The sequence below is a fragment of the Variovorax paradoxus genome (assembly GCF_030815855.1).
Taxonomy (GTDB): domain Bacteria; phylum Pseudomonadota; class Gammaproteobacteria; order Burkholderiales; family Burkholderiaceae_C; genus Variovorax; species Variovorax paradoxus_M.
Window position 1 is genome coordinate 1,902,447 of sequence record NZ_JAUSXG010000001.1, and the last position, 18,108, is coordinate 1,920,554.

The following is an 18,108-nucleotide window of genomic DNA, read 5'->3' on the forward strand; positions in this document are numbered from 1 at the left end:
GAACAGCCTTCAGAAAAGTGACCTGACTGCACAGAATCTGGTCAGGCACGGGTTGGCCTTTGGAATCGGCGTCAGCTTGGTCAAGAAAAAATCTTCTTGACGCACTCCGGATGGCCAGAGCTTGCCTCAAGTCCCACGACCGGAGGGGATCGAATCTTCTGTCGGCGGGCGCATGAACACCTGGTTTCCCGCGCTCGGTTTCTGGAAATACCGACAAAAATACCGACGAATCCATCTGCTTTGACGGATGCCCACGAACCAGCGCCCGTCAGATCCCCCTCGTACGGATCTTCATGCTGGACCGGCGCAGCGCAAACACGCCATCGAAGGTGCGGAACCACACGAGCTCCTGCGAGCTTGCGATCAGGCGCGCAGGCGTCGGATGCCCGGCGCCCGGCGTCAGCAGCTCTGTCGAGAAGGCGAATTCGCGCTCGGGAGCCTTCGCGGACGCGTCCTTCCTGCCAGCTTCCTCCCTGGCGATGAAGCCTGCAAGTTCGCCGAAGCCCTGCGCCGCCTCCGCAGCGAGCTTGCGCTGGAGGTCCTCCGAGGGCCGAGCCAGTTCGTCGAGCCCGTACGTCGAGGGCAGCTGGTACATGTACAGGCCGGACCATCGATCGGCCCCGCTGCCCTGTTCGAGCCGGACTGCCGCAGCTGCCAGCAGCCTGCCGCTGGGCGACTTGCTGATGGCGAGATAGGGTGTTGCGCCCGTGCGGGTTGCGCCGCCGGCGTCGGTGAACTCGAGTCCCTGCCGGATCGCTGCATCGAGGAACAACTGTCGCGGCTCGAGCCCGAGCTTGCCCTGCATGCGCGCTGCATCGAGGCCAGTCTGGCTGTCGATCATGCCCATGTTGGCGAGCGCACCCAGGGCACCGAAGACCAGCCCGGCCGTCAGGCTGCCGCCCTGTGCCTGCGTGTAGACGATGGTCTTTGCTTCGTTGAGGTGGCGAGTGGCGTGCCGCGGCTCCTCCACGATCGCCGCATGCGCGAGCACGAAGGTGGACGGTGCGTCCGCCGCGACGGGGCGATTCCTGTAGCTCGGCGGCGCCACGCAGCCCGTCAGGCCGGCCAGCGCCAGCAGCGCGCACACCCCGAGGGCGCGACGATGCGCGCTGGCCTTGAAACCGATCATGGGCTTTTCTCCTTGCTCCGTGGTCTGGCAGGCCGCCCTTCGGCGGCGGGCGGATCATAGCCGCCGGACCGTTCGCAACCGCCGCTGGCCAGTTCTCAGACGCGCCAGCACGCATGGAAGCCTTCGGCCTCGTTGGATCGGCGAGAGCTGCTCGACCCCTTCCGGTTGCACGGTTCGCGACGCGGCTCTCGCAGGCACCTCGATTGCCGGACCGCATTGACGGACCCGTTGCCCTCAACTATCCGCTGGAGTTGCCGATGAGACTGCTGAAGAAAACCTGATGGACTGGCTGCGTGATGCGCATGCCGTGGAGGAAGAGGCAGAGAAAATGCTCAACGCCCAGAGCCGATCGCCTGAAAAAGCTATCCCGTGCTGAAGGAGCGCATCCTGGCGCATCTGGACCAGACACTCCTGCAGGCCAACAAGATGTGTGAATGCATTGGCGCCGGGGAGGGCGCACCTCGGCCGTGAAGAACGTCGTCGCCCGGATCGCCGCCACGGCCCAGGGCCTGTGCGGCATGTTCGTCGCCGACGAAGTGGTGAAAGCGGCGCTGGGCCCATCGAGACGCCGTTGGCCGCTGCAGCGCATGGCGACGCAGGCAAGGTGCTTTGGGAGCAGCAAGTTCCCATGAAACGATACGGTAGTCTCAAGGAGATCGCCAACACCGTGGGCTTCTTGCTCGACGAAGAATCCTCGTCTTACGTGAACGGTCAGATCATCAGCGTGGATAGCGGATTCATTGCCGCAGGTCTCCTGCCTGCCTGAAAGGGCGTCTGTTGAAGCCAAGGCTTGATGTCCGGCCTTGCTCCGTTCACCGAACGGAGTGACAACACTGAAGTCGCAAATTACAATTTCTGACGAATTCAGTAGGCCAAGTCCCGTTCAGACGACAGTCGTCGCACACAGGGGTGCAGGGTGAGGCCATCCAACGCGGGGGCATCGCGCGCTGCGTCTGCGTTGCAGCTGCAGCCGGGCGCTGCTCCGAGAACAACAACGGGGGCTCAACGGTATGAATCATTCGGCTGCGTCCGGCTTGCTGCACGCTGCGCGTGCCCAACTCCAACCTCCTCGGTTCTGGCTGCTGACGTTGATGCTGAGCTGCATGGCCGTCCTGTCCGCATGCGGCGGTGGCGGTGGCGGCGGCTCCTTCGGTTTCGTCGGCCTGGGCAGTTCGGGGCAGATCGGCAACCCACCCGGTCCAGCCACCCAGCCACCCGCAGGCCTCTCCTACGCGATGACCTCCGCCGTCTACGAATTCGGCCAGCCCATCGTGCCCAACCAGCCGAGCGCCAGCGGCGACGCCGTCACGCGCTACAGCGTTGAGCCGCCGTTGCCGGCCGGACTCGTGCTCGATGTCGCCACGGGTGTCATCAGCGGCACGCCGACCGCGGTCACCCCTTCGACCATCTACGTCGTCACAGCCGAGAACGCAGCCGGCAGCACCACAGCCCGCGTGGAGATCGAAGTGCGCCAGACGCCCGCGCTGCCCGCCGGGCTGAGCTATCGCGAAACCACCGTGGTCTACACCGTGGGCGAGGCCATCGCCCCGAACGCGCCTTCCAGCAGCGGCGGTCCGATTGCCAGCTACACCGTTGCGCCGGCACTGCCCGTGGGGCTGGCATTCGATGCGAAGACCGGCGTCATCAGCGGCACGCCGACCGCCGTTACGGCGCAGGCACCCTACACCGTCACCGGCACGAACGCCGCGGGCTCCGTCACCGTGACGCTGCAACTTGAAGTGCAACCGGCGCTTGTCGCGCCAGCCAGCGTCATCTACAGCACGCCCACAGTGCTGTACGTAGCGACCGAAGCCATCGTTCCCAACACCGCCCAGACGACCGGCGGACCCGTTGCTAGCTTCACCGTTGCGCCCTCACTGCCGGCCGGCCTGAGCCTCAACGCGCAAACCGGCGCCATCACCGGCACGCCAGCCGCGCTGCAGTCGCTGGCGACCTACACCGTCACCGCCAGCAACGCCGCGGGCTCGGCGCAGACGCAGGTGCGCATCGCGATCACCGCCCGCGGCAGCTGGGTGTCCACCGCAACCGTCCCCGGGGCACGGCACTACTTCGAGCTCACGCGCCTGCCCAATGGCAAGGTGCTGGTCTCCGGTGGGTTCACGGATACCGGCGTCACCAATTCAGCCGCCCTCTACGACCCCGCGACCGGCACTTGGTCAGCGGCTGCCGCGATGCTCTATGCGCGAAATGGCCACTCGGCCACGGTGCTTTCGGACGGCAGGGTGCTGGTGGCCGGCGGGAGCGACTCGGCGCGTGTGGGCGTGCTGGGCGCAGAAATCTACGACCCCGCCACCGATACTTGGACGGCAACCGGCTCCATGGCCGAGGCGCGCGACTGGCATTCCGCGGCCCTGTTGCCCAACGGCAAGGTTCTGGTCGTCGGTGGCTATTCCTCGCAGCCCTCGCTCACCTTCTCGCAGACCGCGGAACTGTACGACCCGGCCACGGGCGTCTGGGCGACCGCGGCAACCCCATTGGCGACCGCGCGCGGCCAGCATGCGATGGAACTGCTGCCCGGCGGCAACGCCGTGCTGGTGATCGGCGGCGTCAATCGGCAGGGCTTCGTGAACACCGCCGAAGTGTTCGCGGTCGATGGCAGCGCAACAACGTCGATGTCGATCAGCATCACCGGCAATCTCTTCCGGTCGGCACTGCTCGCCGATGGCAGCGTGCTGGCGCTGGCGGACGGCAGCACCACCGCGTTGCGCTTCCACCCCGCAACGTCGACGTGGACGACCAGCACCTTCAGCGCCACGCGCAGCCTGCCCATCCTCACCGCCCTGGCCGACGGCCGCGTGCTGCTGGCCGGTGGCAGCAGCCTGAATACTGCGGAGGTGTTCAACCCAGACTTCGATGTCTGGACGACGGCGGGATCGATGGCGACGGCACGTCGGGCTGCGTCGGCGGTCTTGCTGAATGACGGCCGCGTGCTGGCTGTCAGCGGGTTTTCGAACGCAGATGGCGAAGTGGATGCCTCGGAGATCTACCTGCCCTGAGATGTTGCTGTGGGGTGGGTTCTACCGTTCTGGCGTTGATGCGCTGCAGTTTGCGTTGCGCTGCCCTGGCGGAGCAATGAATCCGTTTGTACAGTTGCGGCTCGGTCAGTGGGAGCTCGATCGCAACAATCTCGACAAGGCGGCCGAGCATCTTGCGAGGGCGGACATGCCCGAGGGGAAAGAAATCTTCTCGCGCGAAAATCCTCAAGTGTTTTGACTTTCTAAAGATGCGCCTCAAACCGTCGGTTTCTGGCCAGTGGTGCCGGCATTCGGCCCAGGAGCAAACCGTCGGGGGCCACCAGAATTCCGGGTGTACCCATCCCCGTTCAGACTTCACCAATGCGCCGTGTGCTCTTTATCTGCAGTAGAAACAGGCTCCGCAGCCCGACGGCCGAGAGCATGTTCGCGGCGCCCGACATCGAGACGGACTCTGCTGGCCTCGCGCCAGACGCAGACTGCGTACTGAGCGCTGAACAGGTTGATTGGGCTGACCTGATTTTCGTGATGGAGAAGCAGCACCGGGTGAAGCTCAAGCAGAGGTTCGCAGCGTCCTTGCAGGGGAAAAAGGTCGTGTGCCTGGATGTTCCCGACCGGTTCCAGTTTATGCAGCCTGAGCTCGTCACGCTGTTGCAGAAAAAGGTTGGTCACCATTTGCGTCAACAAAATGCGGAAGCACAATCGAGCGGCAAAATGCGGCCATAGCCGAAGTTCCGTCGCACCTTCCAACGTGACCTATGAACTTATGAAGCCTTCGTTGCTCGCGAAATGTGCCCTGATATGTTCACTCTTGCGCCGTGGCTCGCCGTGGCGGCAGACGAAGTTGTCTTCAGGGACGAGGCAGGCCGCGTTCTCAAGAAGAGCGAACTGGCCGAAGCCCACGGCAACTTCACCTGGGAACTGGCGTCCACCGATCCTGTCAGTGAAGAAGCGCGGAAAGAACACGTTCGTGGCCGAGCGGCAGGGCAACGAGGCGACGCCACATGCAGTCATTCAGCCAAATTGCCACTAGTCCGCGAGACCGGTCGTTCGCGTCGCATGCCAATCCGGAAGCCTTCGAGAATGCCTCCATCAACTGAAGCCCTGCAACGATTGAGCGACTTCGCCTCTGGCAAAACCCCGGTGCCTGAGTTCGAGCAACAGCTCTACAACGATCCGGACATTGAAACGTTGCTCTCGGAGGAGCGCGCTCCTCGATTTTGCCAAACGGGGATTACGCTATTCCACTACCTGATTGGACTCGACCTCAGCGACCCAGGCGACGTGCTCAGCGCAAAGGACGTATTGGTCTCGTTGCTTCAGAAGCACGGAGTGAAGGCGCCGCTTCCCGCGTCCGCAACCGCGGAATATGCGCTGCTGCTCGATGCCCAGCCGCACTGGCTCGACGCGGACGTCAAGTTCCTTGCCTCGTTACTCGATGGCGCGCCATGCCTACCTCCCAAACAGAGAAAGGCATGGCTGCGTCAGAGAATCCTGGAGCTGTTCAAGTACGCCAAGCAGCCCCCGCGCTGGTTGCAGTCCCCAGCGTGGCCCATCGGCGATGCTGGCCCTTTGGTCTTCTTGGGGCAGTTTCCTGTCGCCGACTACTTTCATGACGAGGCGGCGGTGTATGTTTTCCATGACCCGGTGAAGGGCGCGTTCACAACATTCGTTCAGATCTGCTGAGCTCGCGGCATGGGGACAATCGCCAAGACGCCTCCTCGCTGCCAAGACCAGTCGTTCGCTGCTCCGGCAAGATCCGGCTGAAAGAAGCCGTTTGAAAAGCCGTCGACAAGAAAGCCCATAGCGACATTGCGCCCGCAGAAGGAGTTCCCCGCCCATGACCTGGTCACTGTTCTACCGCTTCGAAAACGATGTGCCCACAGACTTTCACGAACTGCGCCAGTTCGACAATTCGCTGTGGACTGCAAACGGGAAGGTGAAGACCATGGGGCACTCCATGGTCGTCGAGTTCACAAGTCCCCAAGCCGCAAAGGATGCCCTCGCGCAACGCGCCAATGAGATCGAGGCGCAGGGCTACAAACGGGTGCGCCAAGGCATACACGATCCCGCTCGCATCGACTTCACCTTGCTCACCATAGAGATTCGCGAAGGTGCTCGGTGTGCCTTCCAAGCCATCCGCGCGGCCCATCCCGACGAGGCCATCCGCCTTTTCTCGCTTGGCAGCGACGACGGCGCGATGACCATCGTCCATGCTGCCAGCAATCTCGCTTTGAGCGCTCCGGGCGACATGGACGATGAAAGCGAGATCTGGTGCTCGGCCGAGTGGCCCTACGAGGAGGGCGGTGAGTTCCTCGATATCGCTTACCGCATGATCCTGCCATGCCACCGCAGCGACTTGCCTTGCGACGTTGAATTCGACCTCCTGCACGCAGGCCTCTTCGAGGCTTGCATTGCCGTGATGGAACAACTTGATCGTGAAGGTTTCTTCGGCACCGGCGACGCGCGTGAAGAGGTTGTGCTGCTATGCCAAAGCGAAGGCAATGAGGATATGGAAGGCTCGATCGGTCGACTCAACACTTCTCGCGTGGTGAGTCGACTCGAACGCTGGATCAAGCTCTGCGAATGAGCTTCGATTGGGAGCTTGGCGGATTACCGGGTATGGGCCCATTCGCGATAGAAGCGCGACCGGCTACAGTCGGTCAGGAACCAACCGGCAGTACGACCGCACTTTCATCGATGCCAAGACCACTCTCAATCGAACGTGAGCGCGAATTCGGCGAGCTTTATGCCTTCGTTGAGTTCTACATGATGCATGTATCCAAAGTCGAGGCGCCTCCAGATCTGAGCATGGCTTCAGTGTGCGCTGACATCATTCGCCGGTTCGGTAAGTCGAAGGCCCTGACGAGACTTCGTCAGGCCGCCAATGACATTGTCGAAGACTTGAGTGGTCGACCAGCGGAAGGAATCGCCGCATTGGACGCGGCCTTGAGCGAGCGCGGGATTTTGACCGTCTCGGAGGTCCGTCGTCGCTACTCGACTGTGTTCGAGCGCATCGTCAAACGCGGCGCCATCCGAGATGAAACCGAATACCACCTGATCACTGGCTTGGTGGTCGATCAAACAAGCGACATAGAGGTGGACCGGCGAGCGTCACTTCAGCGGTTGCTGGACGCCTACGACAGGTCAGTGGAACCAGAATCCTAGTGTCCTGAACGTCCGCTTTTGGGTGGCGCGACCGGCACCTCTGGCCCTTCGCGACGGCAAGGCAGGTACCGATCACACCGCCTCAGCCCTTGCGGGACTCCTGAGCAAGCTCGCCGCACTCCCGGCCAATGCAGCCAGGGCTGCCATCGCCAGCCCCCAGCGCGCGGCGCTGTGCGCCGGCAGCAGCCCGAACATCAGGCTCATCAACAGGCTGCCGAGCGTCAACCCCGTGAGCCGGGCGGTGCCTTGCGCGCCACCGGCCGCGCCGCTGCGCTCCCTGGGCGCCGAAAGCAGCATGTTCTGGTTATTGGGCGTCTGGAAGAAGCCGAAGCCCAGGCCGGCGAGGCCCGTGAACAGCGCGATCGGCAAGGCCGGGTTTCCGTGCAGCGGCAGCAGGGCGCACAGGGCCAGGCCGCTCGCGAAACACGCACTTCCGGCCACGCACAGCCAAGCGCTCGGCATGCGCTGGGCCAGGCGTGCCGACAGCGGCGCGGCCAGCATCACCGCCAGCGGCCAGGGGGTCATCAGGAGGCCCGCGGTCACCGCGCTCTGGCCAAGTTCGTGCTGGATATAGAACGGCAATGCCACAAGGGCGGCCATCTGGCCGGTGAAGCAGCACACGGAGGCAATGACCGAGACCCGAAAGGAATGCACGCGCAGCAGGTCGAGCGGGATCAGCGGCGTCGCCTTGGGCATCTCGCGCCGTACCAGCAGGACCATGCAAACAGCCGACAACGCGAGCAACGCGCCGCCATGCAACGGATGCATCACGAGCCTGTCGCTCCCCATGACGAAGGAGGCGAACATGACCGCGTTGAGCGCGATGCTCCACACGTCGATGCGGCGCGCCGAGCGCGGCGGACTCGGCAGCCCTGCGCAGGCGACAAGCACGAGCAGGCCGATCGGCAGGTTGACCGCAAAGAGCCACGGCCAGCTTGCCGCGGAGAGTATGAAAGCGCCAAGGGTGGGGCCCGACGCGGATGCGGCGGCGACCGCGAGCGCATTCCAGGCGATGGAGCGCGCGAGCAATCGACGCGGATAGGTGAAGCGCAAGAGCGCCAGGCCCAGCGGCATGACGGCCGCGCTGCCCAGGCCCTGAAGGCACCTTGCGGCCACGAGCCACGGCAGCGATGGGGCCAGCGCGCACAACACCGACGCCGCGGTGAACAGCGCGACGCCGCCGGCAAACACGCGCCGATACCCGAGCCGCTCACCGATAGCAGAAGCCGGCAACAGGAACATGACCACGGCCAGCTGGTAGGCGGTGATGATCCAGACGGCATCGGCGGGTGGCGCCTGCAATTGCTGGGCAATGCCCGGCAGCGCGATGTTGGCGATGGCGCCGTCGAGCACCACCAGCACGCCCGCGCCCAGGATCGCGGCGACGGCTGCGTAGCGCCGCGGTAGGGGCAGGCCATTGGCGTCGTTCACCCCTTGGGTTTCGACGGTGTGGGGCATGGTGGAAGAAGAGTTCGGGCGAAGCGTGGATGACGACATGATTGGATGACTGGAAGAGGCACGCTCTATCGCGCAAGGCCAGCTTAGGACTGCGCGCACAGCCTGCACAGCGCGCGGCGCGCAGCTTGTCCCTGCACGTGGCGCCTGTCGAAATCCTCGCGGCCGTGCTAGGTTCGGGCATGCCAACAGAAGCTGACCTGAACCTGCTGTTTGCGTTGAACGCACTTCTTTCCGAGGGCAGCGTCGCGAAAGCTGCCGAGCGCCTGGGCCTGAGCGAGTCGGCGATGAGCCGGGCGCTTGCGCGGTTGCGGGAATCGACCGGTGACCAGCTCCTCGTGCGTGCGGGTCGCGCCATGGTGCTCACGCCGCATGCGCTGGCACTGCGCGACCGCGTGAGGGACCTGGTGCAGGAGTCGCGCGCGGTACTTCAGCCCGCCGGTGCGAGCATGGACCCCCGCACGCTCCAGCACCTGTTCACCATACGGGCCAACGACGGCTTCATCGAGGCCTTCGCGCATCAGTTGGTGGTTCGCGCCGCGCACGAAGCGCCCGGCGTTCGCCTGCGCTTCGCGCCCAAGCCCGACAAAGACGTTCGTCCCCTGCGCGAGGGATTGCTCGACCTGGATGTCGGCGTTCTCGGCGAGTCAGGCCCGGAGGTACGCATTCAGGCGCTCTATCGCGACCGATTCATCGCGGTCGTGCGCCAGGGCCATCCCCTTCTCGCCGAGCCCGAGATCACTGCCGAGCGCTACGCTGCCTGCGACCACGTCGTCACTTCACGCCACGGCCGGACCGTGGGACCGGTGGACGACGCGCTCGCAGCGATGGGCCTGGTGCGCAATACCGCGGTCGTGGTGCCCAGCTTCAGCACCGCCTTGTCGATAGCGGCCGCGACCGAGCTGGTCGCTTTGATACCGTCCTCGTACTTTGAACACCTGAGAGCGCGGGGCACGCTGCGCTCGTTCCCGCTGCCGATGTCCACCGAGCAGATCACGGTGTCGCAAATGTGGCATCCGCGTCTCGATCGGGATCCTGCGCATCGGTGGCTGCGCGGGATGGTGCTGGAGGTTTGCCGGCCACGGAATGAGCAAACAGCTGCGTAGTGATTCCATTCGAGCTTCGAGCTTGAAGGTCGGCTTCGCAGCGGAAGCGGACTGTCACTGCTCAAGGCTAGATTTCCGAGTTGGTCAAGGGTGGTCCGACACCCGCCCTCAGCCATTGTCGTGCGCGGGCTTGGGTGCTGCCCGGGCAGGTGTCGGACAACCCCTAACCGATGTCGTCCTTCAGCTTTCTCGAAAGCAGCCATTCAAGCCGGCGTCAGCCCTGACCACCCGTCTGCTCGCGACGTGTAGCTCAGTCCGAGCGCAGCGGTTCAGAAACGGCCCAAGACTGGCCGCTTGCTTTGGATCGCTTTCAAGTGCCTTTCATACCAAACTTAGCTCTCAGGAACACAAGTGTTGAACGTCATATCACCCACGAATATTGCCGCGTCTCTTTCGGAGTTTTGGTCTCCGCGCGTTATTGGCGAAGTCGACGATGCCTTCATCAAGGTCGCCAAGCTTCACGGCTCGTTGACTTGGCACAGCCATGATGAAGAGGACGAGTTGTTTCTCGTTCTCAAGGGACATCTGCGTATCGAACTGGAAGGCCGTGCCGTCGAACTTTCCGAAGGCGAGATGTTCATTGTTCCGAAGGGCGTCCGACATAACCCGGTCGCGGAGCAAGAGTGTCAAGTCATGCTCATCGAGCGCAAGTCAACGCTGCATACAGGCGATGTTGTCGTCGAGAAAACTCGGTCTTTGGCTGAGCAGCTTCGCCCTGTGTGAACGCTTCGCGCCACCATGTCCCCCAGGCAAGCGCTTCATAAGGGCGGAAGAGAGGGGTCACATCAATCGCAATCCTCGGGCGAGTCGCATGGAGGTCTTCACAAACTGGTGCAGATCGCCCATTCTGGCGATTTCGGAGAGCCCCTCGTCGGTGATGCGCTGCACCGTCGCCATGCTGGATGCCGCATACGGGCTGGTCGACTTGAGGGCGGCGATCTCGGCCTCGATCAATCCTGTGGCAACCAGCACTGAGACAGCCCGGACTTCTTCGGGCAGGACTACCCGCACAGGCAGTGGGGTGTGAAGAAGCCTCATCAAGAACAAGAGTGGCATTCGAACCTCGGATTGCCGGCGGTTGCGCTGCCAAAAATGCCGGCGGTTTTTGGTCGGCCGAATGTAGCTAGAAGTGCTGCTTGCTCGCAACTGGTTAATTATGAAGTAGAACCATTTTGCGGAATAGTTCACGGATACCGAGCGCGAGGCGGGCGGGGTGACCTGCCCCTCCCAGCCGTACCAGCGTAATGGCAGTGAAGTCCGTCAACTTGGAGAATGACGGACATGAGAAAGAGCAGATACACCGAGGAGCAGATCATCGGTTTCATCAAGCAAGCCGAGTCCGGCTTGCCGATCAAGGATCTGTGCCGCAAAGGCGGCTTCAGCGACGCGACCTTCTACAAATGGCGCGCCAAATACGGCGGCATGGACGTGCCCGACGCCAGGCGACTGCGTGAACTCGAGGCCGAGAACAACAAGCTCAAGAAGCTGTTGGCTGAGGCCCACCTGGACATCCACGCGCTGAACACGGCCTTCGGGGTAAAGCGATAGCCCCGCAAGCCAAGCGCGCGGCCGTTGCCATCATGATCGGGGAATGCGATCTGAGCGAACGGCGCGCCTGCAGGCTTGTGGGGCTCTCCCGCGACAGCTATCGCAATCCACCCGAGGCCAATGCCATGACGCAAGAGCTCAGCAGCAAGATCGTCGAGATCGCGCATGCACGTCGGCGCTTCGGCTACCGGCGCATCCACGACATGCTGCGCCCGAACTTCCCGGGCGTGAACCACAAGCGCGTCTACCGCCTGTACAGCGCGGCCAACCTGGCGGTGCGCAAGCGCAAGAAGGCCAAGCGGCCCATCAGCGAGCGCGTTCCGCTGCAACTGGCCACGACGGTCAATGAGGTGTGGAGCATGGACTTCGTCAGCGACAGCCTGAGCACAGGACGGCGCATCAAGTGCTTGACCGTGGCCGATGACTTCAGCCACGAGTGCGTGAGCATCTCGGTCGACTGGGGAATCTCGGGGCAATACGTCACGCGACTGCTGGATCAAGCGGCCGTGTTCAGAGGCTACCCGCTGGCTGTGCGCACCGACAACGGGCCGGAGTTCACCAGTCGCGCCTTCATGGGCTGGGCGCAGGCCCACGGCATCCGTCACATCCTGATCGAGCCGGGACGGCCCATGCAGAACGGCTACATCGAGAGCTTCAACGGCAAGTTCAGGGACGAGTGCCTGAACGAACAGTGGTTCGAGACGCTGCAGCAGGCCAGATCGGCCATCACGCTCTGGCGCCAGGACTACAACGAGGTCAGGCCGCACAGCAGTTGCCAGCGAATGCCTCCGTCGAAGTTCGCCGAGCTGCATCGCCAGCGCGCTGGCGATGCAGCTCGATCCACTTCAACAACCACCGAGATCAATTAATCTTGCAACCCCGGACTTCCTCGTTATGAATGGCACGGCAGGAGGGGGCAGGTCACCGACACATGCTTTCGATGGCGTCGGCCGTGCTGCTGACCACGTGCGCGAGCTTGCCCCCTGGGCGGCCGAGCACCGCACGCGGTGCGATGCCAGCGTGAGGCTCAGGGCACCTCAGCCCTGCTTTCGAATCGCGAAGCAGGCGCCGGCCACGAGGATGAACGCGCCGATGATCACTTTCTGCCAGGTGCTGGGAACGCCCGCCAAGATCAGCACGTTGTTGATCAGCGTGACCAGCACCACGCCCAGCAGCGTGCCCCCGACCGTGCCGCTGCCGCCGGTGATGCGCGCGCCGCCGAGGATCACCGCAGCGATCACGTCCAGTTCGTTGCCCACGAGGTCGAAAGGGTTCGCCAGCCGCGTGCTCGACACGTGCACGATGCCCGCTAGCCCCGAGAGGAACCCCGCATACATGAACACGAAGATGTGCACCGTGCGCAGGTTGTAGCCCAGCCGCTCGGCAATCGCGAGGCTGCCGCCGATGGCGTACACCGCACGGCCGATGAGCGTGCGGTTCAGCAGCCACCACGTCAGCACCGCCGCGCCGGCCAGCACCAGCACCGTGGCGGGCAGCACCACGTGCAGGCCCTGCGCGGTGTCGAAGCGCCAGAGCGCCAGCTTGCCGAACGCGTCCATCGGCGCGGGCACGTTCATGAAGAACACTGTCCCGACGAAGGTCAGCAAGATGCCGCGGTACAGGTACTGCGTGCCGATGGTCACGATCAGCGACGGCGCCTTGAGCCAGTGCACCAGCAGGCCGTTGAACACGCCCAGCACCGCACCGCTCACCGCGCCCGCCGCCAGCAACAGCGCGATGGGCGCTTCGGGAAAGTAGTTCAGCACCAGCTTGGTGATGCTGTACATCGTGAGCGCGGCAACTGCGGCGAACGACACGTCGATGCCGCCGGCGGCCAGCACGATCAGCACGCCCAGCGCAAAGAGCCCGAGCACCGTGCAGGCCCGCACGATGTCGAACAGCACCGGCAATTGGAAGAAGCCCGGGTTGATGGCGCCGACTCCCAGGCACACCAGCACGATCAGCGCGAGCGTGAAGGCCGAGGGGCGCTGCGCGAGCCAGCCGCGCCACGAGGCCGTTGCCTTGGGAGCCGCTTGCGCAGCCGAAGCCGGCGCGGGCGTGGAGTGCGCTTGCATGGTGGAAGCCGTCATGAGAATGCGGGAGAAGGGGTGTCGGAAACCAGCGCGTGGTAGAGCTCGCTCTCGGCCAGGCCCTGTGCGTCGAAATCGTTGGCGATGCGGCCCTTGCGCATCAGAAGGATACGGTCGCAGTTCTGCAGCAGCTCCTGCAGATCGTCGCTCACCAGGATCACACCCAGGCCCTGCTCGGCCAGCCGCTGCACGATGCGGTAGATGGTGTCCTTGGAGCCCACGTCCACGCCCACGGTGGGGCCGTGCAGTATCAGCACGCGCGGGTCGATGGCCAGCCAGCGGCCGATGAGCACGCGCTGCTGGTTGCCGCCCGAGAGCGATTGCACCGGGCGGTCGACATCGGGCGTGGCGATCTGCAACTCGCTCACGGTGCGTTCGGCCAGCGCCTGGCACTGCTTGTCGTCGAGCGCGCCGAAGCGCCCGCGCAGGCGACCGAGCACGGCCGTGACGATGTTGTCGCGAATCGGCTTGTCGAGAAAGAGGCCCTCGCTCAGCCGGTCTTCGGGCACGTAGCCGATGCCCTGGCGGATGCCGTCGCTCGGCGTCTTCAGCGTGATCTGCCGGCCGCCGAGCGCGATGCGCCCGCGGTCGGCCGCCTGCACGCCAGCCAAGGCCAGCGCCAGCTCGTTGCGGCCCGAGTCGAGCAACCCGGTGATGCCGAGGATCTCGCCCTTGTGCAGCGTGAAGTGCACATCGCTGAACTGCGCGCCGCGGCCGAGCGCTTCGACCTTCAGCAGCGTGTCGCCGCCGTGCGTCCGGTGGCGGTAGCGCGCGCCGTCGAGCTGCTTGCCGGTCATCCAGTGCGCGAGCTCGGCCTTGGTGAAATCGCGGATCGGCCCCTGTGCCACCTTCGTGCCGTCGCGAAAGACGATGGCCTGGCCGCCCATGGCCATGCACTCGTCGAGCTTGTGGCTCACGAACAGCACGGCCACGCCCTGCGCGCGCAGGTGCTCGACCACGTGCACGAGGTTGTCGACTTCCTTTTGCGTGAGCGAGGTGGTGGGTTCGTCCATGATGACCATGCGCGCGCGTGTGGCCACGGCGCGTGCAATGGCCACGAGTTGCCGCGTGGCGAGGGGCAGTTCGTCGACGCGGCGCGCCAGAAAGGCCGCATCGGTCGGCAGCTTCACTGTTTCGAGGGCGCGCACGGCCGTGGCCGCCACCGCCTTGCGGTCGAAGCGCCGCGCGAGCTTGCCGCCGGTGGCGACCAGCTGCTCGCTGAGCGCGACGTTTTCGGCCACGCTCATGTTCGGGAGCAAGGACAGGTCCTGATAGACCGTCTCGATGCCCAGCGTGAGCGCCTCCAGCGGCGACAGCGATTCGTGCGGATGGCCATCGATCACGATGCGCCCGTGGCTCGGCGGCTGCGCGCCCGAGATGATCTTGATGAGGGTGCTCTTGCCGCAGCCGTTCTCGCCGAGCAGGTGGTAGATCTCGCCGGCTTCGATCGTGAGGTCGATGCCCCGCAGTGCGTGCACGCCGGCAAAGCGCTTGTGCACGTCCTGCACTTCGAGGAAGACACGGCGCCCGGCACCGGCCGGGGCTTGCGTGGAAGGCGCGGTAAGAGTCATGGCTGCCGCAGGATCAGAAGGCGTACTTCTTGTAGTTCTGCTTGTCGACCTCGACCCAGGCCTGCCCCGTGACGATGATGCCGACGCCCGGCCCCTTCTTCACCGAGACCTTGTTGTAGCCCTGCACGCCCATGTCGGTGCCGTCGGTGATGGTCTTGCCGTCCAGCAGCATCTTCGCCGCCTTGTTCATGACGATGCCGGCGTCCTTCGGATCCCAGAAGGCGATGCCGCCGACCGCGCCCGACTCGAGGAACTTGGCTGCCTCGCTCGGCAGGCCCGTGCCGTACACGCACACCTTGCCTTGCAGGCCGGCTTCCTCCACCGCGCGGCCGATGCCCAGCACGTCGAGCGACGACGAGCCCTGGAAGCCCTTCAGGTCCGGGTGCTTGCGCAGCATTTCCTTGGCCTTGCCGTAGGCCTTTTCCGCATCGTTGAGCGACTCGTTCTTCGCGTCGACCAGCTGCATCTTGGGGTACTTCTTCGCGTTGGTGGCGCCGCCGTCGGCCCACTGCACCTGCGACTGGCTGCCCAGCGAGCCCACCAGCGAGGTCCACTTGCCCTGCTGGCCCATGCAGGCGGCCAGGCGTTCGTTGATGCGCGCGCCGTAGGCCGTGTTGTCGAAGGCCTCGATGTCGACCATGGTGTTCTTCTGGTTGTCGGCCTCGTGCGTCACGACCTTGATGCCGCGCTCCATGGCGCGCTTGAGCACCGGTTCGAGCGTGGGCGGGTCCATCGAGACCACGGCGATGGCGTCGACCTTCTTGGCCACCAGGTCTTCGATCAGGCGCTGCTGCTGCGCGGCGTCCGACTGGGCCGGGCCGATCTGGCGAGTGGCCACGCCGGAGGTGCTGGCGCCGAATTCCTTCACGCCCACTTCCATGCGGTTGAACCAGCTGATGCCGGTGATCTTCACCACGGTGACGATGTCCTGCGGCTTGCCCTGCGCATGCAGCGCGGAGGCGAAGGCAACGGTGCCCAGCGCCAGCACGGTGCAGGCGATCTTTGTTTTCTTCAGCATGTCTTTTGTCTCCTAGCCCTCGGTGGTTCTTTGCGTCGCGCCAGGAGGGGACTGGTGCGGCGGTGCGCTGGAGCGCGTAACTGAAACGAAGCTGCGCAGGTCGGCCAGGCTCAGCCGTGCCGATGCCAGGAAGAACAGCAGCAGCAGTCCCCAGGCGCAATCGCGGAAGAAATTCGAAATGCCCAGCAGGTTGAAGGTGCTGGACAGCAGCTGCAGCGCCACGGCCGAGAAGAACAGGCAGGTCATGCGCCCGTAGCCGCCCTGCGGCCGCACGCCCGCCATCACGGTGATGAGGATGGCGATGAGCAGGTAGGAGTTGCCGTAGTCGGACTTCACGCTGGCCGTGCGGGCCGCGATGATCACGCCGGCCACCGCGGCGAGCACGCCGCACAGCGCATAGGTGGCCACCAGCATGCGGTTCTGCGAAATGCCCGCGTAGCGCGCCGCCTTCGCGTTGGTGCCCAGCAGGAACAGGCGGATGCCGAACGGGCTTTGCTTGAGCAGCCAGCCCACGCCCAGCAGCATCGTCACGAAGATGACGAACGGAATCGGCACGCCCAACACCATCTCGTTGCCGATGGCCGAGAGCGGCTCGGCATCGCCCACGCGCAGGCTCGAGCCGCCGGTGAGCACCACGGCGAAGCCGGTATAGAGCAGCTGCGTGCCCAGCGTGCAAAGAATGGGCGTGAGGCCGGCGCGCGCGATCAGCAGCCCGTTGAGCAGCCCGCCCACCAGACCCATCGCCAGCGCAATGACGGCGAACCATCCCGTGTAGATCCAGGGCGAGGCATCGGGCGTCGCGAGCATGGGCGCCACCGTGGCGGCAACCACGCCCGCCAGGTTGGCCAGCGCCACGCCGGACAGGTCGATGCCGCCGTTGCCCGAGATCATTGACAGCGCCACGCCCATGGCCAGCAGGCCGAGCTCGGGCAGCTGGCCGCCCATCGACTGGAAGTTGTAGACGTCGAGGAAGTCGCCCTTGGACAGCACCGTCGCGACCACGAGGATCACTACGTTGATGGCGACCAGGAAGTTGAGTTCGCGGTCTGAGAACCTGGAGGTCATGGCGCTTTCCTTCAGTGGGCGCGGTGCATCAGCGCATCGACCTCGGCCCGCGTGGGCATCGAAGGCGCGGTGCCGGCGCGCGTGACCGAGATGGCGGCCACCGCCGAGCCGAAGCGCGCGGCTTCCAGCGGCGAGGCGCCTTCGGCCAACGCCGCAGCGAAACCGCCGTTGAAGGCGTCGCCCGCGCCGGTCGTTTCCTTCACGGCACCGGCATTGAACACGGGGATGTGCACCGAGCCGCTCGCGCTGTGCAGCAGCGCACCCTTGTCGCCGAGCGTGATGAGCGCACAGCCCACGCCCTTGGCCAGGAAGAAGTCGCCCGCGCGGCGCGCGTCCTCGATGGTTTCCACGGCCATGCCGCTCAGCGCCGCGGCCTCGTGCTCGTTGGGCGTGATGTAGTCGCACAGCGCGTACAGCGCGTCGTCGAAGGGCAGGGCAGGCGCGGGGTTGAACACCGTCACCGTGCCGGCGGCGCGCGCCAGTTCGAGGCCGCGCCGCGCAGCGCTGGCGGGCTGTTCGAGTTGCGTGACGAACACGCGCGCACCGCGGATGGCGTCGGCCGCCGCGTCCACGTCGGCCGCGTCGATCAGCCCCGCAGCGCCGGGCACCACGATGATCGCGTTGGCGCCCGTGACCTCGTGCACGTAGATGAAGGCCGCGCCGGTCGGCTGGTCCGCCACTTGCGGGGTGCGCGGCGTGATGCCTTCCTCAGCCCAGAGCGCGAGCGCGGTGGCGGCGAAGGCGTCCTGCCCGAGCTTGGAGATGAACGTGACCCCCGCGCCTGCGCGCGCTGCCGCCACGGCCTGGTTCGAGCCCTTGCCGCCGGGGCCCATGGCGAAGTCCGAGCCCGCGATGGTCTGGCCGACGCCGGGAAGCTGGGCCGCGCGGAAGGCGAGGTCGGCCACGAAGATGCCGAGCACGGCGACGCCGCGCTGCTGTGAAGAGAGGGGGATGGCGGTCATGGG

General features: G+C 65.0%; 19 protein-coding genes and 1 pseudogene. 12 read left to right on the forward strand and 8 right to left on the reverse strand.

All coding sequences use genetic code 11. The annotated features are described in order from the left end of the window. Positions 1-268: 268 nt before the first annotated feature. Positions 269-1,129, reverse strand: a complete 861-nt coding sequence (locus QFZ42_RS08840; RefSeq protein WP_307700606.1) for a hypothetical protein — start codon at positions 1,127-1,129, stop codon at positions 269-271. 274 nt (positions 1,130-1,403) lie between these two features. On the opposite strand from QFZ42_RS08840, the pseudogene QFZ42_RS08845 reads away from it, so the two are divergent. The 9 genes and pseudogenes from QFZ42_RS08845 to QFZ42_RS08885 all read left to right on the forward strand — a co-directional run. Next, positions 1,404-1,505 (forward strand): annotated as a pseudogene (locus tag QFZ42_RS08845) (hypothetical protein); the annotation flags it as partial. 91 nt (positions 1,506-1,596) lie between these two features. Next, positions 1,597-1,761, forward strand: coding sequence for a hypothetical protein (locus tag QFZ42_RS08850; RefSeq protein ID WP_307704331.1), 165 nt, complete (start codon positions 1,597-1,599; stop codon positions 1,759-1,761). Then, positions 1,734-1,895 (forward strand): SDR family oxidoreductase, encoded by a 162-nt coding sequence (locus tag QFZ42_RS08855; RefSeq protein WP_307704200.1) that lies wholly within the window; start codon positions 1,734-1,736, stop codon positions 1,893-1,895. Before QFZ42_RS08850 ends, QFZ42_RS08855 begins: the two co-directional genes overlap by 28 nt. Positions 1,896-2,139: 244 nt before the next feature. After that, positions 2,140-4,146, forward strand: coding sequence for a putative Ig domain-containing protein (locus QFZ42_RS08860; RefSeq protein ID WP_307700607.1), 2,007 nt, complete (start codon positions 2,140-2,142; stop codon positions 4,144-4,146). A gap of 1 nt (position 4,147) precedes the next feature. Next, positions 4,148-4,363 carry a hypothetical protein gene (locus QFZ42_RS08865; RefSeq protein ID WP_307700608.1) on the forward strand — a complete coding sequence of 72 codons (216 nt, stop codon included), beginning with the start codon at positions 4,148-4,150 and terminating at the stop codon, positions 4,361-4,363. 122 nt (positions 4,364-4,485) lie between these two features. Continuing rightward, the gene (locus tag QFZ42_RS08870; protein WP_307700609.1) at positions 4,486-4,848 is read left to right on the forward strand and encodes a low molecular weight protein tyrosine phosphatase family protein; all 363 of its coding nucleotides are present in this window, start codon (positions 4,486-4,488) and stop codon (positions 4,846-4,848) included. Positions 4,849-4,923: 75 nt separating this feature from the next. Next, positions 4,924-5,808: a hypothetical protein gene (locus tag QFZ42_RS08875; RefSeq protein ID WP_307700610.1), complete on the forward strand. Its 885-nt coding sequence runs from the start codon at positions 4,924-4,926 to the stop codon at positions 5,806-5,808. Positions 5,809-5,962: 154 nt separating this feature from the next. Further along, the gene (locus tag QFZ42_RS08880; protein ID WP_307700611.1) at positions 5,963-6,712 is read left to right on the forward strand and encodes a DUF4303 domain-containing protein; all 750 of its coding nucleotides are present in this window, start codon (positions 5,963-5,965) and stop codon (positions 6,710-6,712) included. Further along, complete coding sequence (locus tag QFZ42_RS08885) at positions 6,709-7,290, forward strand: hypothetical protein (protein WP_307700612.1); 582 nt, start codon at positions 6,709-6,711, stop codon at positions 7,288-7,290. The genes QFZ42_RS08880 and QFZ42_RS08885 overlap by 4 nt, the downstream gene beginning before the upstream one ends. 72 nt (positions 7,291-7,362) lie before the next feature. Here the strand turns inward: QFZ42_RS08885 and QFZ42_RS08890 are convergent, their stop codons facing one another. Next, positions 7,363-8,748 carry an MFS transporter gene (locus tag QFZ42_RS08890; protein ID WP_307700613.1) on the reverse strand — a complete coding sequence of 462 codons (1,386 nt, stop codon included), beginning with the start codon at positions 8,746-8,748 and terminating at the stop codon, positions 7,363-7,365. Positions 8,749-8,927: 179 nt separating this feature from the next. On the opposite strand from QFZ42_RS08890, the gene QFZ42_RS08895 reads away from it, so the two are divergent. Continuing rightward, complete coding sequence (locus tag QFZ42_RS08895) at positions 8,928-9,851, forward strand: LysR family transcriptional regulator (protein WP_307704201.1); 924 nt, start codon at positions 8,928-8,930, stop codon at positions 9,849-9,851. Positions 9,852-10,205: 354 nt separating this feature from the next. Continuing rightward, complete coding sequence (locus QFZ42_RS08900) at positions 10,206-10,574, forward strand: cupin domain-containing protein (protein WP_373423321.1); 369 nt, start codon at positions 10,206-10,208, stop codon at positions 10,572-10,574. Positions 10,575-10,631: 57 nt separating this feature from the next. Here QFZ42_RS08900 and QFZ42_RS08905 read toward each other — a convergent pair whose 3' ends face one another. Continuing rightward, positions 10,632-11,039, reverse strand: coding sequence for a hypothetical protein (locus QFZ42_RS08905; RefSeq protein ID WP_307700615.1), 408 nt, complete (start codon positions 11,037-11,039; stop codon positions 10,632-10,634). Between the two features lie 93 nt (positions 11,040-11,132). Between QFZ42_RS08905 and QFZ42_RS08910 the strand changes: the two genes are divergently transcribed. Beyond that, positions 11,133-12,268, forward strand: a protein-coding gene (locus QFZ42_RS08910; RefSeq protein WP_373423322.1) for an IS3 family transposase whose coding sequence is annotated in 2 segments (ribosomal slippage) — positions 11,133-11,388 and positions 11,388-12,268 — 1,137 coding nt in all. Because the reading frame shifts where the segments join, the coding sequence is not laid out codon by codon here. A 168-nt stretch (positions 12,269-12,436) separates the two neighbouring features. On the opposite strand, the gene QFZ42_RS08915 is transcribed toward QFZ42_RS08910, so the two are convergent. From QFZ42_RS08915 to QFZ42_RS08935, 5 genes are read right to left on the reverse strand one after another with little or no spacing between them, the layout of a single operon-like run. Next, positions 12,437-13,489 carry an ABC transporter permease gene (locus QFZ42_RS08915; RefSeq protein WP_307700617.1) on the reverse strand — a complete coding sequence of 351 codons (1,053 nt, stop codon included), beginning with the start codon at positions 13,487-13,489 and terminating at the stop codon, positions 12,437-12,439. Then, positions 13,486-15,060, reverse strand: a complete 1,575-nt coding sequence (locus QFZ42_RS08920; RefSeq protein ID WP_307700618.1) for a sugar ABC transporter ATP-binding protein — start codon at positions 15,058-15,060, stop codon at positions 13,486-13,488. The genes QFZ42_RS08915 and QFZ42_RS08920 overlap by 4 nt, the downstream gene beginning before the upstream one ends. A gap of 13 nt (positions 15,061-15,073) precedes the next feature. Next, entirely contained in the window at positions 15,074-16,075 is a 1,002-nt protein-coding gene (locus QFZ42_RS08925) for a substrate-binding domain-containing protein (RefSeq protein WP_373423381.1), read from the reverse strand. 15 nt (positions 16,076-16,090) lie between these two features. Further along, positions 16,091-17,143, reverse strand: coding sequence for an ABC transporter permease (locus tag QFZ42_RS08930; protein ID WP_307700620.1), 1,053 nt, complete (start codon positions 17,141-17,143; stop codon positions 16,091-16,093). A gap of 11 nt (positions 17,144-17,154) precedes the next feature. Then, complete coding sequence (locus QFZ42_RS08935; RefSeq protein ID WP_307700621.1) at positions 17,155-18,105, reverse strand: ribokinase; 951 nt, start codon at positions 18,103-18,105, stop codon at positions 17,155-17,157. Positions 18,106-18,108 lie beyond the last annotated feature (3 nt).

What these genes read in the sequence shown, in the direction of transcription:
- QFZ42_RS08870 (WP_307700609.1), top strand. Translation starts at nt 4,486, where the DNA reads ATGCGCCGTGTGCTCTTTATCTGCAGTAGAAACAGGCTCCGCAGCCCG.
- QFZ42_RS08895 (WP_307704201.1), top strand. Translation starts at nt 8,928, where the DNA reads ATGCCAACAGAAGCTGACCTGAACCTGCTGTTTGCGTTGAACGCACTT.
- QFZ42_RS08880 (WP_307700611.1), top strand. Translation starts at nt 5,963, where the DNA reads ATGACCTGGTCACTGTTCTACCGCTTCGAAAACGATGTGCCCACAGAC.
- QFZ42_RS08885 (WP_307700612.1), top strand. Translation starts at nt 6,709, where the DNA reads ATGAGCTTCGATTGGGAGCTTGGCGGATTACCGGGTATGGGCCCATTC.
- QFZ42_RS08890 (WP_307700613.1), bottom strand. Translation starts at nt 8,748, where the DNA reads ATGCCCCACACCGTCGAAACCCAAGGGGTGAACGACGCCAATGGCCTG.
- QFZ42_RS08935 (WP_307700621.1), bottom strand. Translation starts at nt 18,105, where the DNA reads ATGACCGCCATCCCCCTCTCTTCACAGCAGCGCGGCGTCGCCGTGCTC.
- QFZ42_RS08860 (WP_307700607.1), top strand. Translation starts at nt 2,140, where the DNA reads ATGAATCATTCGGCTGCGTCCGGCTTGCTGCACGCTGCGCGTGCCCAA.
- QFZ42_RS08840 (WP_307700606.1), bottom strand. Translation starts at nt 1,129, where the DNA reads ATGATCGGTTTCAAGGCCAGCGCGCATCGTCGCGCCCTCGGGGTGTGC.
- QFZ42_RS08920 (WP_307700618.1), bottom strand. Translation starts at nt 15,060, where the DNA reads ATGACTCTTACCGCGCCTTCCACGCAAGCCCCGGCCGGTGCCGGGCGC.
- QFZ42_RS08865 (WP_307700608.1), top strand. Translation starts at nt 4,148, where the DNA reads ATGTTGCTGTGGGGTGGGTTCTACCGTTCTGGCGTTGATGCGCTGCAG.
- QFZ42_RS08875 (WP_307700610.1), top strand. Translation starts at nt 4,924, where the DNA reads ATGTTCACTCTTGCGCCGTGGCTCGCCGTGGCGGCAGACGAAGTTGTC.
- QFZ42_RS08915 (WP_307700617.1), bottom strand. Translation starts at nt 13,489, where the DNA reads ATGACGGCTTCCACCATGCAAGCGCACTCCACGCCCGCGCCGGCTTCG.
- QFZ42_RS08930 (WP_307700620.1), bottom strand. Translation starts at nt 17,143, where the DNA reads ATGACCTCCAGGTTCTCAGACCGCGAACTCAACTTCCTGGTCGCCATC.